Below are 16604 nucleotides of genomic sequence, written 5' to 3' on the forward strand. Positions count from 1 at the left end.
AAAACCATGCTGGTTTGATAACTAATCAAAAAAAAGTAGTTGGAGGTTGGAATAGTTTTTGTCGAATGTATGCATCGTTTGAAGTGAAAAATTGGAGGATAAAGGATCTCCTCTCAATTCCTGTTTTTAGAACAATCCACTCTCTTCAAGCTTATCTTCCATCCACTGTGCACGTTTATCCATTTTTTCTTTAATAACTAGGGTTAGGATAAATGCCGCCACAGGGAACACTGTTAAGAGTATTATGTTGTACCAGAAACTGCTCCATAAAACTCCACCTACAACTTCACGGAGGGCCCCAACTGCATAGGTCAAGGGCAGGTATGGATGTATGGCCTGGAAAAATGAGGGTAAGAGTTCCAATGGAAATATACCTGCTGTTCCCGTGATCTGGAAGACCAGTATTATGATTGCAAGGGCCTTTCCAGCGTTTCCAACTGCAGACGTCATGGAATATATGATCACCATGGAGCACAGGCTGATGTACAGAGTAGTGAGTATGAAGAGTATTTTGGATGAAATCTGTACATCCAAAAAGAGGGTTGCCACTCCAACAACAAGAGCCTGTAATATAGCTATTATTAAGAATACTCCCATCCTTCCCATGTAAACACTGGTACTGTGGTATTTTTTCCTTGATTTAACCCTCATGGTTAACATTGCAACTGCTATTATCCCACCTATCCACAAGGATATGGGTATGTAAAATGGGGCAAGTGCAGACCCATAATTTTTCACCGGATAAATGTGTTCCTTTTCTAGATCAACAGGACTTTCGAAGTAACTCTTCACTCCAGTCTGATTCACCTCAGAAAGTGAGATCAAACTGTCAAGATCAGACTCACTCACGGAGTTGAGTTTGGCTGCAGCCTCTTGGATGGCACTTCTGAAGGTTGGCCATTGGGAGTTGGCAAGACCCAATTTTGCTGAAGCTTCACTGATTGCAGAGTTTATTTTTCCCTGATTGTTGTAGAGAGCGTTAACCGCACTGTCCATCTGGTCTATTGAAGTTTTCAACTGGCTCAGTCTCGTGGTTGTACCTGTACTCTTAAGATCTGCTTCTGCAGCCTTCAAAACTGTTAGGGCCTGATTTGCCTCAGTAATATCCCCATCAATTTGAGTGATGATCGTTTTTAGCTGAGGATCTCCAGTTAAATTGTAGAGACTGGTTAAGATGGCTTTCATGTAATTCAGTGCAGTGACGAGGTTACTGACCTTCACCTCCATGTCCTGAACCGTTGTAAGGGCCTTTGATGGGTCGTTTCCAATGTAACCTGCCAGTTGATCTGATTTGGACTTAGCATAATCAGCGTTGCTCTTTATCTGAGGTAAATTTGTACTTACCTTAGACCATACACTGTTCACTGTTGTCATATCTGAATTTGCCTGGTCCAGTGACGAATCAATCTCCCCAAGGTTTCCATTCAGCTCGTTGACCATTGACTTGGTTTTAAGGAACTGTGCCTTGTTTGCCTTGGCAAGCTCCCCAACATCGCTGAGTTTACCAAATATGATCCCATCAACTGTTTTAACGACTTCATCATTGATCTTGGCCTGAACTGCATCCACTCCAGCGTTGGTGATCCTTGGAGCTACAGGATTCAGTTTATCGTTGACTATGTACTCCATGTGGGCTTGATGAGGGTCAGATGTCTTGATTGATAATATATCTTCAGTGAAGTTGCCTGGAATTATTATGACTGCATAATACTTCCCAGTTTTAAGTCCATCCATTGCAGTTTGCTTATCAAGGAACTGCCAGTCAAAGTTCGTGTTGTTTTTCAACTCATCAACAAATTCGTTTCCCAGATTGTACTGTGTTCCATTAAATTTAGAACCCATATCCTCGTTTACAACTGCGACCTTTATATCTGATGTGTGAGCGTAGGGATCCAGCGTTGCTTGGATGTTGAACACAGCATAGAGTGAAGGTATCAGAATAATCACTGCCAAAACGAACATAACAACAGGACTTCTTACAATAGCCCTAATGTCCCTTTTAAAGATTTCTCTTGCTCCTCTTATCATTAAATCCGTCCTTATAATTGTGAAAGTTAAGTGTAAAGGTTAATTTATTAGAATAAAATGCTTATAAATGCATGAAGTAAAGATGTTACTTCTCATCCTATAAAAAGGTTTGTCTTTTAATAACCTACGTTAAGTTAATTCATGATGGTCAGGCTTCCTTGAAAAATCCATTAACATACATAATCGCACTACTTTTGAATTGATTTTTCAATTAATTTTTTCATAATCACAATTTTTAGAAAGAATGAAGTTCATTGAAGTTGGAGAATCCTCAATAGATTGTAAAAGGAATGTTGAAGCTTAATTCTTAAAATAAGTTACCCTATTAAAAAAAATAAAAAAGAAAAATTAGAAAGATATAGACGCATATTTACCGTATATTGTTGCTGTTGCTGTGTTCCAGTTGTTTATAACACCAAATGTGTTTCTGTAGCTTATTGCATCTGCACTGTACCACTTACCATCCACGTATACCTCAGCCCAAACATGTCCGTACCAGCTTCCACTTGAGAACTTGCAGTAACCATGCACGTAACGAGCAGGAATACCCGCAGCCCTCTCAAGAGCTATCAACAAATGGGTTGTATCAACACAGTTTCCAGATTTGGAACTTAACATTCCAACAGCACCGTATTTGGTGTTGTAGTAGAATGAATAACCTATGTTATCCCTTACCCAGTTGAATATGGCAACTGCCTTAGCATACGTAGTAGTTGCACCGGCACTTGAGATAATAGATTTGGATAAAGCTATTATCTGAGCATTGGTTGATTGACAGTTGGTTGTAGCCTTTAGATATTGTGCTAATGCTGCTGAAACTGTACTAGAGGAGCTACTGCTTGAACTAGTTGAACTGGTTGATGAGCTACTGCTTGATGTACTGTTGGTTGTCACAGCACTCCATGCTTTTACACCAACATAGCTTGGAAGTCTTGCATTGCTGTCATCAAATCTAAGGATCTTTGAGTACATGTACACAAGGGATTCGAATCCCATTTTTCCAAGGGTTGATGAAGCATAGTTTGGAGCCTTACCATTGAGTGCCATGTATGAGGCTATTGAATTAGCCATCGAAAGGTACTCTGTGGTGTAAATATTTCCAGCCGTCACATTTTCAGATGAATTGGTAGCTTGTGTGAAGTTGCCAAGTACTACATCATCTGTATCGTTGTTGTAGATATTCAGTAGTGCGTTGACAAGCAGGTTCAGGAAGTCCGACATGTCTATGTTCTGACTGCCAATCGTTACGTAGTTTGGTAACCTGTAATTGGCTTCAACATAGTTTGCAACTCTTGTTGCTGCATCTTCAATGTCAGCTAAGCTTATGGTTGTATTGTTACTGATTGAAGTGTTATTTCCTTCGGTTGAATTATCACTTGAAGTGGTTCCTGAGCTCCCTGAGCTCATATTCCCTGTGTATCCAGAGAATCCATCATCTATCAATCCATATCTAAATAGAACATATCCTGATGCTCCATTATCAATTGCGGCTTGTATATCCTGGTTCAGTTCACTGGCAGATAGTTTTGTTACGTTGTTGTCAGATTCATAGGTTTGAATTCCTACAACAACTGGTTTTCCACCAGAATACTTGACTATGTACGCAGTCACATCTCCTATCCAGTCAGTATCCTCGTTGTAGTTACCCTTGTAGATCATTGGGACAAGGTAATCCAGATACTGGGACAGCTGGGCATAATCCTGCCCGTAGTAATATGCGTTTGCAGCTCCTTCAGGCATTAAATCTGCTGAAACTGCCACACTTGAGTTTATACTCTTAACGGTACTGTAAACATCTGCAACAAATGATGTTATTGCATCTGTACCGTTGGCATATTTGTAGGCTGTTCCTGGATAGCGGACGTAGTCAAGGTTTACACCATCAACTCCATAGTTCTTAACCATGTCTGCAATAGCACTTATAACTTCGTCGTTGTGGGTTGTGTTGTAAGCTGTGACTGTTTTTGTTGTGTAAGTCGTTGTTGTGACTGTTTTGTAGCTAGTCGTGTACTTCCATGTGTACTTCCATGTGTACTTCCATGTGTACTTCCATGTGTACTTCCATGTGTACTTCCACACATACTTCAATGTGGATTTCCACTTGTACTTCCAGTGTCCTCGGTACTTGTACCATGATTTATACCAGGACTTGTACCATGACTTGTAGTAGGACTTGTAGTAGGACTTGTAGTAGGACTTGTAGTAGGACTTGTACCATGACTTGTAGTAGTTTTTGACTGCTACCTTGGTTGAAGTTGTTACTGGAGTTGTGACTGTGGATGTGTAGGTTCCCTGTGGATCTATCCAGTTTCCGTTGGCATCTTTGAAGCAGGTTACCCATGCATTCACACGTATTCCAGTACCATTGAACGTCTGCACGACTTGAGAGAGAAGGGTTTTGTACGTTGGGTCCGAGTATATGTTGCATTTCACGTAGATGTCCGTTATACCCATACTGAGTAGTTGGGTCACGTTCACCTTTAGTGCATCTGCACTTGAAACCCAGATCCCCTGTATCTTACTGTAATCCTCTCCAGCTGCAGCTGTTGCATTGTTTGAACTGTTTAAAACCGTGCTACTTGCTGTGGTGTTGTTAATTCCAGAATCACTGGTTTTATTGGTGGTATTAACCGATGCAGTTGTGTTTACCGTCAGATTCTCTGTTGTTTCTGTGTTTGTGTTGTTCGTAGTTGTGTTTGTGTAGTCTGTTGTGTTTGTGTAGTTCGTTGCGTTTTCAATTGAGTATTGTGCGTTAGTTGTGTTGTTGTCACTGACAGTTTCACTTAATGAATAGGCATATATGCTACCTACATTGGACAATGCTAAGCTCATAACGAGCAGCATTGCTAATAGCAAATTTCGCTTAATTATACCGCCTCCATGTCCAGACCTTCCCTGAAACTCAGACCCATGTACTGAAATGTACATCTCAGATATTATGGTCTGAAAGAAGTTTCTGGACAACCATAAATTCTAAAATGGAGCATATATAAAAATTTCGATTTGAAATTCAATAATAAAATATCACTAAGCCTTTTTTTAGTTTTAAAGCTTCCTTAAATGGATTTAACATGTCGAGTTTCAAGTATCCTCTCTTAATTTGTTATTTTTAGAAATAAGTCAAAGTTAGAGCTTATTTTAAGAAAAAAAGGAATTTAAATATGTCTTTATCTTGGGATTAACCCTTCAATTGAATAACCCCTTTCTATTACCTTATTTTTTAAAAAAAGATATGTAAAGGCCTATTTTTTAGATTAAATAAATCTTAAAATAGATTTATACTGCAATTATCTCCACTTCAACTCTAAGTTTTTAATTTAATGGAGTAAATCCTAAAAAAATCCATTTAAAGAGCCTTAAAATTACATAAAGGGCTTTTTTATTATTTTTTGCATTGAAATGATTAAAAAATCACAGCGATGATATCAATCCTAAAAAAGGGCTTACTAAAAAAAATAAGGGGAAAATTACAACGACAGTGAAGCATACCTACCGTATATGGTTGCTGTTGCTGTGTTCCAATTTTTTATAACACCGAAACTGTTTCTGTAACTTATCGCATCTGCACTGTACCACTTACCACCAACGTATATCTCAGCCCAAACATGTCCATACCAGCTTCCACTTGAGAACTTGCAGTAACCATGCACGTAACGAGCAGGAATACCCGCAGCCCTCTCAAGAGCTATCAAAAGGTGACTTGTATCAACACAATTCCCTGTTTTGGCTTTCAATGTACCTACCGCACCGTACTTGGTGTTGTAGTAGAATGAATAACCTATGTTATCCCTTACCCAATTGAATATAGCAACTGCCTTAGCATACGTAGTAGTTGCACCGGCACTTGAAATAATAGACTTAGATAAAGCCACTATCTGAGCATTAGTCGACTGACAATTAGTCGTGGCCTTCAAATACTTAGCTAAAGCTGCAGGAATTGTAGTTGTGGAATTTGTTGTAGTTGTTGAATTACTTGCTGAATCCACCGCAACATATTTAGCTGTAACGTATTTTGGAAGCCTCCCCTTGGTACTTGTAAAGCTCAGTATGTTAGAGTACATATATATCAAGGAACTGTATCCTATCTTTCCCTTTGAAGAAGAAACATAGTTTGGAGCTCTACTGTTGGACTTCATGAAAGATGCCACATAACTAGCTATCTTAAGGTACTCTGAAGAGTAAAGTTTGGCACTTGTAACACCCTTTACTGATGTTGATGGACCAGTGTAGTTATAGCTGGTCACAGAAGTGGTCTTTCCACTTTTGATTTTTAAAAGAGCGTTTACAAGTAAGTTCAAAAACTCAGGCATCTGTATCTGCGTACCACTAATTGTAACATAATTTGGCAGCACTTTGTGAGCCGCAACATATGCGACAACTCTTTTTGCTGCATCTTTAATGCTTGCAATTGTTAATGTGATACTTTTTACTGATTTTGTGCTGGTTGAACTACCTGCTGCTACACTTGAATTGTTACTAGTACTACTAATTGAGATCGCACTGGAATTGTTACCATTTGTAGCTGTTAGTTCAACATTACTCAAATTGCTTGAGTTATTTTCTTCATTAGAATTTTCAGAGCTAGAATTTACATTTTTCACGTCTAGTCCCTCAGATCCATCTGAAGTTTCATTCAAAGATGAATTTTCAGATGTATTGGAGGTGGTTGTATTTTGTGTATCTTCTACAGTGGTGTTTGAATCCCCTGTCAAGTTTTCTGTTAACGATTGGGCATCAGTTGAGTTTGTTAAGTTCTCATTTGTTTGATTGCTTAACGACTCAGCAAATATGCCGCTTACATTAGACAATACCATGCACATAACAAGCAGCATTGTCAACAGTAATCTTCGTCTGATTCTATCGCCTCCACATCCAGAACCCTGAACCTATATGTAGTCCCTTAATAATCCCTCTTAAACCAAACCTAATTTTAATGGTTTTTAATTCTGGACAAGTATATCCTCTAAAATCTAAAAATATATAAATATTTTGATTTAAAATTAGAATAAAAATGATTTAAGAACTCTTTTTTAGTTTTAAACTTATTTAAAAAGGATTTTTATGAGACATGTCATCCATTCCAATAAGGATTCCCTATTTTCAGGAAAAATACATTATTAAAACGTTTTCAAGGAAAAAAAGTCCTTTTAAAAGGTTTTTTATTAAGGTTTAGCTATTTTGATCCATCAAAAAAGTTGTATTTCTTTATTTTTTCCAAAAAAATATTTAAAAAATTCTTGTTTAGATAGAATAGCCTTTAAAAAGGTTAATATACCATTTTAATCCAGCTCATCAAGATTTTATTTTAGGCTGCAAAAAAAATAAAGATCATTGAGCTATTTAAGTTAAAATCTTTTTTTTAAAGTTAAAATCAGTATTATTTAATTAGTTTTGTTAAAAATGCTAAAAAAATGTGGAAATATCTTTAAAAAAATAAAAAAAGTTAATTTAATCCTAAAATCATATATAAACTTCAAATTTAACTTTAAATCAATAATTATAAATATTCATTAAATGTATTGATGATTGCAAGCTAAAGTGATCCCCTTATATTATATTAAAAGTTTTAATGAATTTAATAGATGTCTAAATGATCGAGACATCTGAAGTTGAAAAATATTTTATTTTAGTGCCAACAACATCCTTAAAAAAATTATAAACCCTTTTACCTGTGCAGTGGCAAGTGTAAATCCTTTCAATTTTATACTGGGAAAGTTTTTCAGCTGTAAAAAGGATATCTCCCTCCTCTTCCACCATACCCGATGAAGGTCTTCCCATTAAATGGAAACCACCAAAAACAGCTTTCACAGGTATTCCAAACTCTTCATTGACGGATTCCATCACATTGAGTATGCCCCTGTGGGAGCAGCCACTGAAAACAACCAGGCCGTCATCACCCTTTAAAATCATCACAATCTCATGATCAAAAGTATCGTTAAGAATCATGCCCTCTTTTTCCATGTAAAGGTATCTGTTACCCTTTGGAATGGGATATTCATTTTTAAATTCCTTTAAAATATAAACATCGTTCATTATCTTGGTTTTACACTTTAAAAATGTTATTCTATCATTGTACTTATTCAAAACGTTTTTATCAATTCCTATGTACCTGTAGGGAAAACCTGGATCTTTGGAGTAGTGGTTCAGATCAGCACCCTCAGCCATATAGACTTGAGCCCTAGAATTCTCCTGGAAAAACCTTTCAAGACCTCCAGCATGATCGTAATGGCCATGTGAGATGACCAGAACATCAACAACACCAATATCAATTCCAAGTTTCTCTGCGTTATCTACAAACCTTCCTGTGGCTCCAGTGTCAAAGAGTATGGTTTTATCGTTCCATTCAATTAGAAGGGAGAGTCCATGTTCACCTTCAAATCCACTGTTCTGGCATTCATCATCAATGAGCGAAGTTACTTTCATATTACTCTCCTAAAAGGCACTAAAAAGATTTAAAGTATATTTTTTTTAGAATGGGTTTAATCTTTAGAGATTTAATCATAAGACATATTAAAAAATAGTGAAATGGAGTTTTACATGAGCCCCTGTTCCCTTTTGGTAAATGCATATGCAGAAATAACTATCATTAGGGCCGCAAATACCATTATAACTGCTATGTCAATGTAGATAGGTATTGAGGATGCTCCAAGTATTGCATAGCGAAGGGCATCCACACCGTAGGTCAGTGGGTCTATGTAAACCGCTATCTTAAGCCATTCTGGCAGGCTGGTTATTGGGAAGAGTGCACCGCTTAAAAAGAACATTGGCAGTACAACGAAGTTCATTATGAGGTTGAATCCCTCCATGCTCTCCATGAATGCAGATATGAAGAGTCCTATTCCCACGAGTCCCAGTGACATGATGATCATGATGATCATGGCTGCTATGAAACCAAGCACAGTGAGTTGAATGTGTAGTATGAATGCCAGAAGCAGGATTATAGTTCCTTGTATCATTGCAGTTGTACTTGCACCCAGTGCCTTACCAAACACGATGGATGAACGTGATATTGGGGCAACGAACATTTCCTTAAGGAAACCGTACTGCCTGTCCACAATAACAGACACCCCTGAGAAGAGTGACGTGAATAATATGGTCATTCCTATTATTCCGGGGAATATGAAGGTCTGATAACCCCCTGCAATTCCCCCGAACCTCATTGCTGAACCTAAACCCGTGCCGAATATCAAAAGCCACAGTAGGGGCGTTACAACTGATGTTACGATTCTGGATTTGTACCTGAGGAACCTGGTATTTTCCCTGCGCCATATGGTGTATATTCCCTCTAATTCTCCCATTTTAACGCCTCCTGCTCAGTATGTTGAACCTTCCACCCTTCCTGGTTTTGCCCTTCCTGGCTGTTCCATGGATTATGGACTTTCCTGTGTAGTGTATGAAAACATCATCGAGTTTTGGGTGCTCCAGTTCTATGGAGTTCACGAATATGCTGTTCTCATTTGCCAAGTTCACAATTGAAGGAACGAGGTTTTCACCACTTTCAACCATGAGCTTCACCTCACCATCGATCCTGTGGATGTCACTTACAAAGTCCAGCTTGGAAACCAGGGACACGAAACGCTCCTCATCGTCGACTTTGACAGTTATTATATCCGCTTTAAGCTCTTTTTTAAGGTTTCGAGGTGTGTCTGACTTTATTATCTCACCCTGGTCTATAATGGATATCTTGTCGCAGAGTTTGTCTGCCTCGTCAAGGTAGTGGGTTGTGAGAAGAACCGTGACATCCTCCTTCTTGTTGAGGTTCTGCAGATACTCCCATATGCTCTCCCTCGTCTGAGGGTCGAGTCCAAGGGTTGGTTCATCCAGAAACAACACTTTAGGGTAGTGTATAAGTCCCCTGCCTATTTCAAGCCTTCTTTTCATTCCACCAGAGTAGGTCTTTATCATTTCGTCGGCTTTGTCCTGAAGCTGTGTCAGGTCAAGTATCTCCTCGATCCTATCCTTTCTAACATCCCTTGGAACACCGTAAAGTGCTGCATGCATTTCAAGGTGTTCACGGCCCGTAAGAATATCATCGAGAGCCCTTGCCTGGAAGACTATTCCTATGGATTTTCTGACCTCGTTGGCATTTTTAACTATATCGTAACCGTTCACCGTTGCAGTTCCAGATGTTGGGCGCAGTATGGTGCAGAGCATGGAGATGAGAGTGGTTTTACCTGCACCGTTGGGGCCCAGCACGCCATGTATACTGTCCCTTTTAACATTGAGGTTTATTCCATTCACCGCCACGAAGTCATCAAATTCCTTGGTTATGTTGTCGGTTTCTATGATGTAATCCATTATCACACCTCAGTAACTTGAGATAAATACTTCAGATATTATTCGATTTCAAATAAACCATACATCATTTTACTAATAATATATATTCATTTTAATACAAAAATATGAACTAGGGTTGTAATATTTTTTTATTATGAAATAATTAAAGTAGGAGAACACAATATAAAGATTGTGATGGATTGAATTGCTTCAAATATGAATCAACTTGAACTGGAGGGTTTGAATTTGATATTTGAAATTGTGAAATCCAAAGGACTGTCCCACAAATCTTATTTTATAGGATCCAAAGGAGCTGCAGCTGTCATCGACCCCCGAAGGGATGTTGATATCTACCTCGACATTGCAAGGGCGCATGATATGAACGTTGAGTTGATATTTGAAACCCATAGAAACGAAGATTATACCGTTGGATCCCTTGAACTTTCAAAGCTTGTTGATGCAGAGATACATCATGGTGCTGGTCTTGATTTTGAATATGGAAATCCTGCACATGAAGGGGACATCTTCGAAATTGGATCACTCCAACTGGAGGTTCTTGAAACTCCAGGACACACCAATGAAAGCATCTCAATCACGGTTAAAGATAAGGATGCTTCAGACGATGTTTACATGGTCTTCACAGGAGATGCTCTTTTTGCAGGGGAAGTTGGAAGGTGTGATATCTACGGCCCTGGAGAAGTGGAGGCAATGGCTGGATCCCTCTATGACAGTATACATGAAAAGATACTCCCCCTTGGAGAGGGGGTTATCATCTGCCCGGCCCATGGTTCAGGTTCAGTCTGTGGGGCTGAGATACGGGACGTGGATATTACAACTGTGGGATACGAAAAAAAGACCAACCCACTTCTACAGAAGACCAGAAAAGAGTTCGTTGAACACAAGGTGGCTGAGAGGTTCTACATTCCACCCTACTTCAAGAGGATGGAGTTGAACAACCAGCAGGGTGTGGATATCCTTTGCAGACTTCCTCAGCTTAGATCCATTTCAACTGTAGAACTTCAGGAGATGTTTGAAAGTGTTCAGGTGGTTGATGTCAGGGATCCGGAATCCTTTGCAGGCGGACACATACCCGGAACACTCAACATATGGAATGAAGGAATTCCTGCATTTGCAGGGTGGTTTTTAAACTACAAAACCCCCATAGTTCTGGTTGATCAGGATGGATCCAGAATCCATGGTGTTGAGAGGTACCTGATTCGTCTTGACTACGACAATATATATGGATACCTTTCAGGCGGTTTTTCATCGTGGTTCAAATCTGCAGGACCAACAGAAACCATTAAAACTTGCTCCGTGCATGAACTCCGTGAAGAAATGGAAGATCCCTCAATCTTCCTCCTTGATGTCAGGAAGGAATGGGAGTGGGAAGAGGAACGTATAAGAGGATCTCACAACATTTACCTTGGAATTCTTGAAAAAAATCTGAAGGAAGTCCCAAAGGATAAAAAAATTGTTGTTTATTGTGATTCTGGTTACAAAGCTGGAGTTGCAGCATCCATACTTAAAATTAATGGTTACCTTGACGTTACAAATGTTCTTGGCAGCATTATGGCCTGGAAAATGGCAGGTTATCCCACTTCAGGGGATTGAATTTCAAGGATGTGAATGATTTCGGAATAGGCGAATCAAGGTGGTGGAACATGAAAATCAAAAAAATTCCTTTAATGACAAGAAGCGAGTATGATGAACTGATAGACGAATGTTATGTGGGCAGAATTGCATTTAAAGGAAAATATCCCTACATAGCACCTTTTATCTATGTCTTCGATGGAGATTTTATTTATTTTCTCTCAACACGTTACGGTAAAAAGATAGAACTGTTTCGGGAAAATCCACACGTGGCTGTTGAGATAGAAAAATACTCCAAAGACCTTTCAGATTACAGGTTCGTGACACTTCAGGGCACTATCCTTGAGGTGGATGATGTAGTCCAAAAGAGGAAGGTTAAGGAAGACTTTGTTGAACTTATACATGATAAAAACCTTTCAAATCATGTCATGGCTGCACTTGGACATTCTCCAGATGATCCACTTGAGTACCTTATCGAGGAGGACAGATCATTCGTCTGGAAGCTTGTAGATGTGAAAAGCATAACTGGAATTAAAAATAGGGATTAATAGAAGGGGATCTTTAATCAATATGGAAATGATATACTGAATTCAGTTTTTTAAGTTTTTTTAAAAAAATAAATTTAAAATGAAGTTATAAAAAGGGGTGAAAAAAATGGAAGGATTTAAAATGAAGGAAATTCCAATGCTCGCTGGATCCATTTTGATTGTTCTTTTTGCAGGTTTTTTAGGTTCTCAAGCCACGATTTCACAGATACCCGTATGGTACGCGTCACTTGCAAAACCACTATGGGCACCTCCTAACTGGGTTTTTGGACCGGTGTGGACAACACTTTACCTGCTCATGGGAATTGCATTATTCCTGGTTTTGAGAAGTGGCTGGCAGAGGAAGGATGTTAAATTTGCAGTTCTTATATTCGCAGTGCAGCTCGCACTTAACGTTCTCTGGTCCGTGGTGTTTTTCAGCTTCCACTCCCTGCTTGGAGCTTTTGGTGTTATCCTTGTGCTATGGCTTGCAATACTTGCAAACATCATAGCATTCTACGTGATTTCAAAACCAGCAGGAATGCTTTTAATACCTTATATAGTGTGGGTCAGTATAGCAAGTTACCTCAACTACACAGTTTACCTGTTGAATCCATAAAAGGTTGGATTTAACTTTGGAATGAGTTTGGAATCAACGGCAGGGATATAAAATGCAGTGTATACACAAAAACAGATTTTTTTTTAATATATTTTTTAAAAAAAATTTATATCTCTAAAACAAGAAAAAATGGGGAATTGAACCCCAAAACTCTCTTTTTTAGGATCTTCTAATACCAGACAGACTTGCTAGCAACACGAGAAGTGCCATTACCAGTAAAGTTACTGGTGAACCAGTGGTTTCCATTGGAATAGTTTCAGCAGAAACAGCCTCTCCACCAGATAAAGGTTCTTCTGTTACAGCTTCTCCTCCACTAATAGGTGGAAGTACTCCTTCACCACCACTTGTTGCAGTAACCACACCAGTCACAGTACTTGCAGTGTTATTATCCATGAATGGATCAGAAGTATCTGTAATGGCAGACACGGTGTTTCCAATAAGAGAACCTGCAGGTGCAGTAGCATTCACAAGACCTGTTATAATTATGGTGACGTATTTACCAGGTGCAAGAGTACCAAGACTCAAGGAACCTGTCCAAGAACCCATATCGGCACCATCTAAAGTGTAGGTCGCGCCACTGAGCCATGAATCCAATGTATCCGTCACAGTAACGTTTTGAGCATCAGAAGGTCCATTGTTACCGACTACGATGTTGTAGGTAATGTTTTCACCAGCAGTCACGTTAGCAGGAGCAGTCTTCTGGACGTAAACATCAGCTAAGGTGTAGACCCATGTCCATGTATGAGCATAGTTGTTGTCCTGATTTGGATCGGTTACTGAGAAAACAGTTGCATCGTTGTACAACCAAGGCCCAGCAGGTTGTGAAGGATTCACCTGACCCCAAATTTTCACCAAAACAGAAGTTTGCGCTGCTAACACATCCCAAACGTATGAACCACCATATGCACCACCCCAAGAACCCATATTCACTCCATCAATCGAGAACTGTGGATTAATGAGTTTACCAGTCACATCATCTACCAATGTAACAGCTTGAGCATCAGAAGGTCCATTGTTAGCGACCACGATGTCGTAAGTAATATTATTACCTGCAACAACAGTATCTGGTGCAGTCTTGGTAATATTTAAATCAGCTGCGGTAGATACCAATGTCCAGGTATGAGCATAGTTGTTGTCCTGATTTGGATCGTTTGCTGAGAAAACAGTTGCATCGTTGTACAACCAAGGCCCAGCAGGTTGTGAAGGATTCACTTGACCCCAAATTTTCACCAAAACAGAAGTTTGCGCTGGTAAAACATCCCAGATGTGGGTACCATTCCACGAACCTTTATCCACCCCATCAACAGAGTACTGGGGATCAACGAGTTTACCAGTCACATCATCTACCAATGTAACGGCTTGAGCATCTTCATCAGGGTTGGTGTTAGTGACGGTTATATTATACGTAATGTTGTCACCAGCAACCACAGTATCAGGTGCAGTCTTGGTAATGTTTACGTCTACAGCTTCCTGAGCAGCGGCGGCGCCAGCAGCACATATTACGAAGAATACCGTCAGTAATAAAAATGCAGGACGCCTGTGCTTCCTATACATTAATTTCACCCCCTATTTTACATAGTTTGTGACATTTGTCACCACCGTATATGAATGAATTTCATATATTGTGACTATAATCACTATTATGGAAAGATTATAATAAATAATTTGTGAATTAAAATGAGAACAAAATTGTTTTATAGGAGCCGAATATTCCCAAAAAAATTGTCAGATTAATAAGGTTATATGAATCAATTTTAATAAAAAAAGTGAAGTGTACCTCCCACAACAGAAAAATCATGGTTGCAGTTACACCATAAGCTGCATTAGAAATAAGTTTAAAAAAAGATAGACGATTAGATTGAATTTATCTAAAAAAGGGATTTAAAATAAAAAAAGGGATTTAAAATAAGAATTTAAGAGATTCTTAAACCCTTACTTTGATTGTTTTATAAACCTTCACGTAACTAATCACTTTCTTGTATTTAACGTATCTGTGATGGTTTTTGTAGTAGTAAACCTTCTTCTTGGTTACCACTTTTTTGGTGTACAGGTACTTCTTAACGTACTTGTACTTCACAGCAGATGCTGTTGTACCTTTTGTACTTTGATACCACTTCTCTGCGGCAGCATCATCATAAGAACTTGTCTGAGCAGCAGTTGGGAATGTTCCAACCCAGTTACCTACAAATGCAGCATGTCCATTGGTGTTATGCCACACCTGAACACCATTGTAGGTTGTTGACTGCTTGATTACCTCGTAATTTTTGCTGTTTGCATCCGCAAAGTTTGTAGCTCCTCCAAGGAAGTCTGTGACTATTTCTCCACCACTCCAAGAGGTTGCGTAGTAATTTGCATTTGGGAACATACGTGAAAAGTCGTATATTGTTTGGGTTGGATTTGCAACCCTGGTACCCTGCACGTCACCCACTGAGAAACAAGTGTGTAATAATATTACGGGAATACCCTTTTTGTACGGAGGTGTGAATGTTTTACCGTACCATCCTTCACGCATTTGGTTTCCAACACCCCATATGTAATCATTTGAACCGTAAAGGGCATATGGACCTGTTGCTGCTCCACCTTTCATGTTGTAATGTCCGGTTATGTACGCACCGTGACCAACGTATATGATGGCATCTGCGTTGTACATTCCCTTCATTATATTTTTAGTGGTTGCGCTGCTTCCAATGAGACTTACAACCTTGTAACCTTTACTTTGAAGTTGAGAGGTTATTGCAGCAGCTTCATTGTGCATGTAAGGTGTGTCACCTCTTGCATCACCCACCACTAGAATGTGTGCCTCTGAACTTGGCATTGAAATAAAAAATATAGTTGCAAATATCATCATCATTCCAAATGCCATTAAATTTTTTTTAATACTAGTTTGGGACAATCTTAACATCCCTCCCTTAAATTTTGTATACCTTGCTGAGTTTTCACAGTGCCATAAAGCTTAATAATGAATTGGGTGCATATATTCACACAATTAATATGAGGGGCGTTGTTCAATGGAAACTGAACAAAAAGTAAGGGATCTAATTATTGAAACACTTGCAAAAAAGGAACTGTCAAAAAAACAAATTTTAGATGCAGTATGTGCCCGAACTAACAGGGAAATATCAAGCAAAGCTTTAAATGAAAACATTATGAACCTCTTGAAAGAGGAAAAAGTGGAAATTGTGGGCTATGATTTTAATATATACGAAGGAAAAAAGCGTATTCAGTCCATAAGGTCAGAGGGGGTTGTTTTCAGTCTCGTGAAACGGGACATTGTAAATATGAACATTTTAATGAAAAAATTTGGAAGCGATATTCCAGAAGATTCCCTGGAAGCTTGTTATCAAATAAAAAGGGCCATGAATCGAAAACTTCAAAGCATGAACGATCCCAACCTTAATTTAAACAACGTGTTCAACAAAACTTACCTGCTGGTTAACAGTCAGGATGATACCCACAGAAGAAAGTTAACGAGCAAACTTGCATTTGTTTTAAGTGATGAAGAAGGCTCAGATGAAATGTTCAAACAGATGATCGATCTTATCATGTCCTAAAAGAGAAATAAAATG

General features: G+C 38.8%; 12 protein-coding genes. 4 read left to right on the top strand and 8 right to left on the bottom strand.

Annotated elements, in window-relative coordinates:
• Window positions 1–126: 126 nt before the first annotated feature.
• The 6 genes from MCBB_RS09445 to MCBB_RS09470 form a co-directional block, all read right to left on the bottom strand.
• The gene (locus MCBB_RS09445; RefSeq protein ID WP_071907526.1) at window positions 127–2028 is read right to left on the bottom strand and encodes a YhgE/Pip domain-containing protein; all 1902 of its coding nucleotides are present in this window, start codon (window positions 2026–2028) and stop codon (window positions 127–129) included.
• 348 nt (window positions 2029–2376) lie between these two features.
• Complete coding sequence (locus MCBB_RS09450; RefSeq protein WP_145976036.1) at window positions 2377–4992, bottom strand: transglutaminase domain-containing protein; 2616 nt, start codon at window positions 4990–4992, stop codon at window positions 2377–2379.
• Window positions 4993–5495: 503 nt separating this feature from the next.
• Window positions 5496–6860: a transglutaminase domain-containing protein gene (locus tag MCBB_RS09455; RefSeq protein ID WP_071907528.1), complete on the bottom strand. Its 1365-nt coding sequence runs from the start codon at window positions 6858–6860 to the stop codon at window positions 5496–5498.
• Between the two features lie 754 nt (window positions 6861–7614).
• Window positions 7615–8451, bottom strand: coding sequence for an MBL fold metallo-hydrolase (locus tag MCBB_RS09460; RefSeq protein ID WP_071907529.1), 837 nt, complete (start codon window positions 8449–8451; stop codon window positions 7615–7617).
• Window positions 8452–8561: 110 nt separating this feature from the next.
• Window positions 8562–9326, bottom strand: a complete 765-nt coding sequence (locus MCBB_RS09465; RefSeq protein WP_071907530.1) for an ABC transporter permease — start codon at window positions 9324–9326, stop codon at window positions 8562–8564.
• Window position 9327: 1 nt separating this feature from the next.
• A complete protein-coding gene (locus MCBB_RS09470; RefSeq protein ID WP_071907531.1) occupies window positions 9328–10326 on the bottom strand; it encodes an ATP-binding cassette domain-containing protein in 999 nt (332 codons plus the stop codon).
• Between the two features lie 195 nt (window positions 10327–10521).
• Here MCBB_RS09470 and MCBB_RS09475 point away from each other — a divergent pair, with 195 nt between their 5' ends.
• The 3 genes from MCBB_RS09475 to MCBB_RS09485 all read left to right on the top strand — a co-directional run bounded on the left by MCBB_RS09475 (window position 10522) and on the right by MCBB_RS09485 (window position 13038).
• Entirely contained in the window at window positions 10522–11916 is a 1395-nt protein-coding gene (locus MCBB_RS09475) for an MBL fold metallo-hydrolase (RefSeq protein ID WP_231916349.1), read from the top strand.
• Between the two features lie 50 nt (window positions 11917–11966).
• A complete protein-coding gene (locus tag MCBB_RS09480) occupies window positions 11967–12443 on the top strand; it encodes a pyridoxamine 5'-phosphate oxidase family protein (protein WP_071907533.1) in 477 nt (158 codons plus the stop codon).
• Between the two features lie 106 nt (window positions 12444–12549).
• The gene (locus tag MCBB_RS09485; protein WP_071907534.1) at window positions 12550–13038 is read left to right on the top strand and encodes a TspO/MBR family protein; all 489 of its coding nucleotides are present in this window, start codon (window positions 12550–12552) and stop codon (window positions 13036–13038) included.
• Between the two features lie 159 nt (window positions 13039–13197).
• Here MCBB_RS09485 and MCBB_RS09490 read toward each other — a convergent pair whose 3' ends face one another.
• Window positions 13198–14592 (bottom strand): DUF11 domain-containing protein, encoded by a 1395-nt coding sequence (locus MCBB_RS09490; RefSeq protein ID WP_071907535.1) that lies wholly within the window; start codon window positions 14590–14592, stop codon window positions 13198–13200.
• Window positions 14593–14962: 370 nt separating this feature from the next.
• On the bottom strand, window positions 14963–15853 hold the full coding sequence (locus tag MCBB_RS09495; protein WP_171899126.1) for a hypothetical protein: 891 nt from the start codon (window positions 15851–15853) through the stop codon (window positions 14963–14965).
• A gap of 193 nt (window positions 15854–16046) precedes the next feature.
• On the opposite strand from MCBB_RS09495, the gene MCBB_RS09500 reads away from it, so the two are divergent.
• Window positions 16047–16589 (top strand): hypothetical protein, encoded by a 543-nt coding sequence (locus MCBB_RS09500; protein WP_071907537.1) that lies wholly within the window; start codon window positions 16047–16049, stop codon window positions 16587–16589.
• Window positions 16590–16604 lie beyond the last annotated feature (15 nt).

It is taken from the genome of Methanobacterium congolense, from assembly GCF_900095295.1.
GTDB lineage: Archaea > Methanobacteriota > Methanobacteria > Methanobacteriales > Methanobacteriaceae > Methanobacterium_C > Methanobacterium_C congolense.

Coding starts and splice junctions, on each gene's coding strand:
- MCBB_RS09445 (WP_071907526.1), bottom strand. CDS start 2,028: ATGATAAGAGGAGCAAGAGAAATCTTTAAAAGGGACATTAGGGCTATT.
- MCBB_RS09455 (WP_071907528.1), bottom strand. CDS start 6,860: ATGCTGCTTGTTATGTGCATGGTATTGTCTAATGTAAGCGGCATATTT.
- MCBB_RS09460 (WP_071907529.1), bottom strand. CDS start 8,451: ATGAAAGTAACTTCGCTCATTGATGATGAATGCCAGAACAGTGGATTT.
- MCBB_RS09465 (WP_071907530.1), bottom strand. CDS start 9,326: ATGGGAGAATTAGAGGGAATATACACCATATGGCGCAGGGAAAATACC.
- MCBB_RS09470 (WP_071907531.1), bottom strand. CDS start 10,326: ATGGATTACATCATAGAAACCGACAACATAACCAAGGAATTTGATGAC.
- MCBB_RS09475 (WP_231916349.1), top strand. CDS start 10,522: ATGAATCAACTTGAACTGGAGGGTTTGAATTTGATATTTGAAATTGTG.
- MCBB_RS09480 (WP_071907533.1), top strand. CDS start 11,967: ATGAAAATCAAAAAAATTCCTTTAATGACAAGAAGCGAGTATGATGAA.
- MCBB_RS09485 (WP_071907534.1), top strand. CDS start 12,550: ATGGAAGGATTTAAAATGAAGGAAATTCCAATGCTCGCTGGATCCATT.
- MCBB_RS09490 (WP_071907535.1), bottom strand. CDS start 14,592: ATGTATAGGAAGCACAGGCGTCCTGCATTTTTATTACTGACGGTATTC.
- MCBB_RS09495 (WP_171899126.1), bottom strand. CDS start 15,853: ATGCCAAGTTCAGAGGCACACATTCTAGTGGTGGGTGATGCAAGAGGT.
- MCBB_RS09500 (WP_071907537.1), top strand. CDS start 16,047: ATGGAAACTGAACAAAAAGTAAGGGATCTAATTATTGAAACACTTGCA.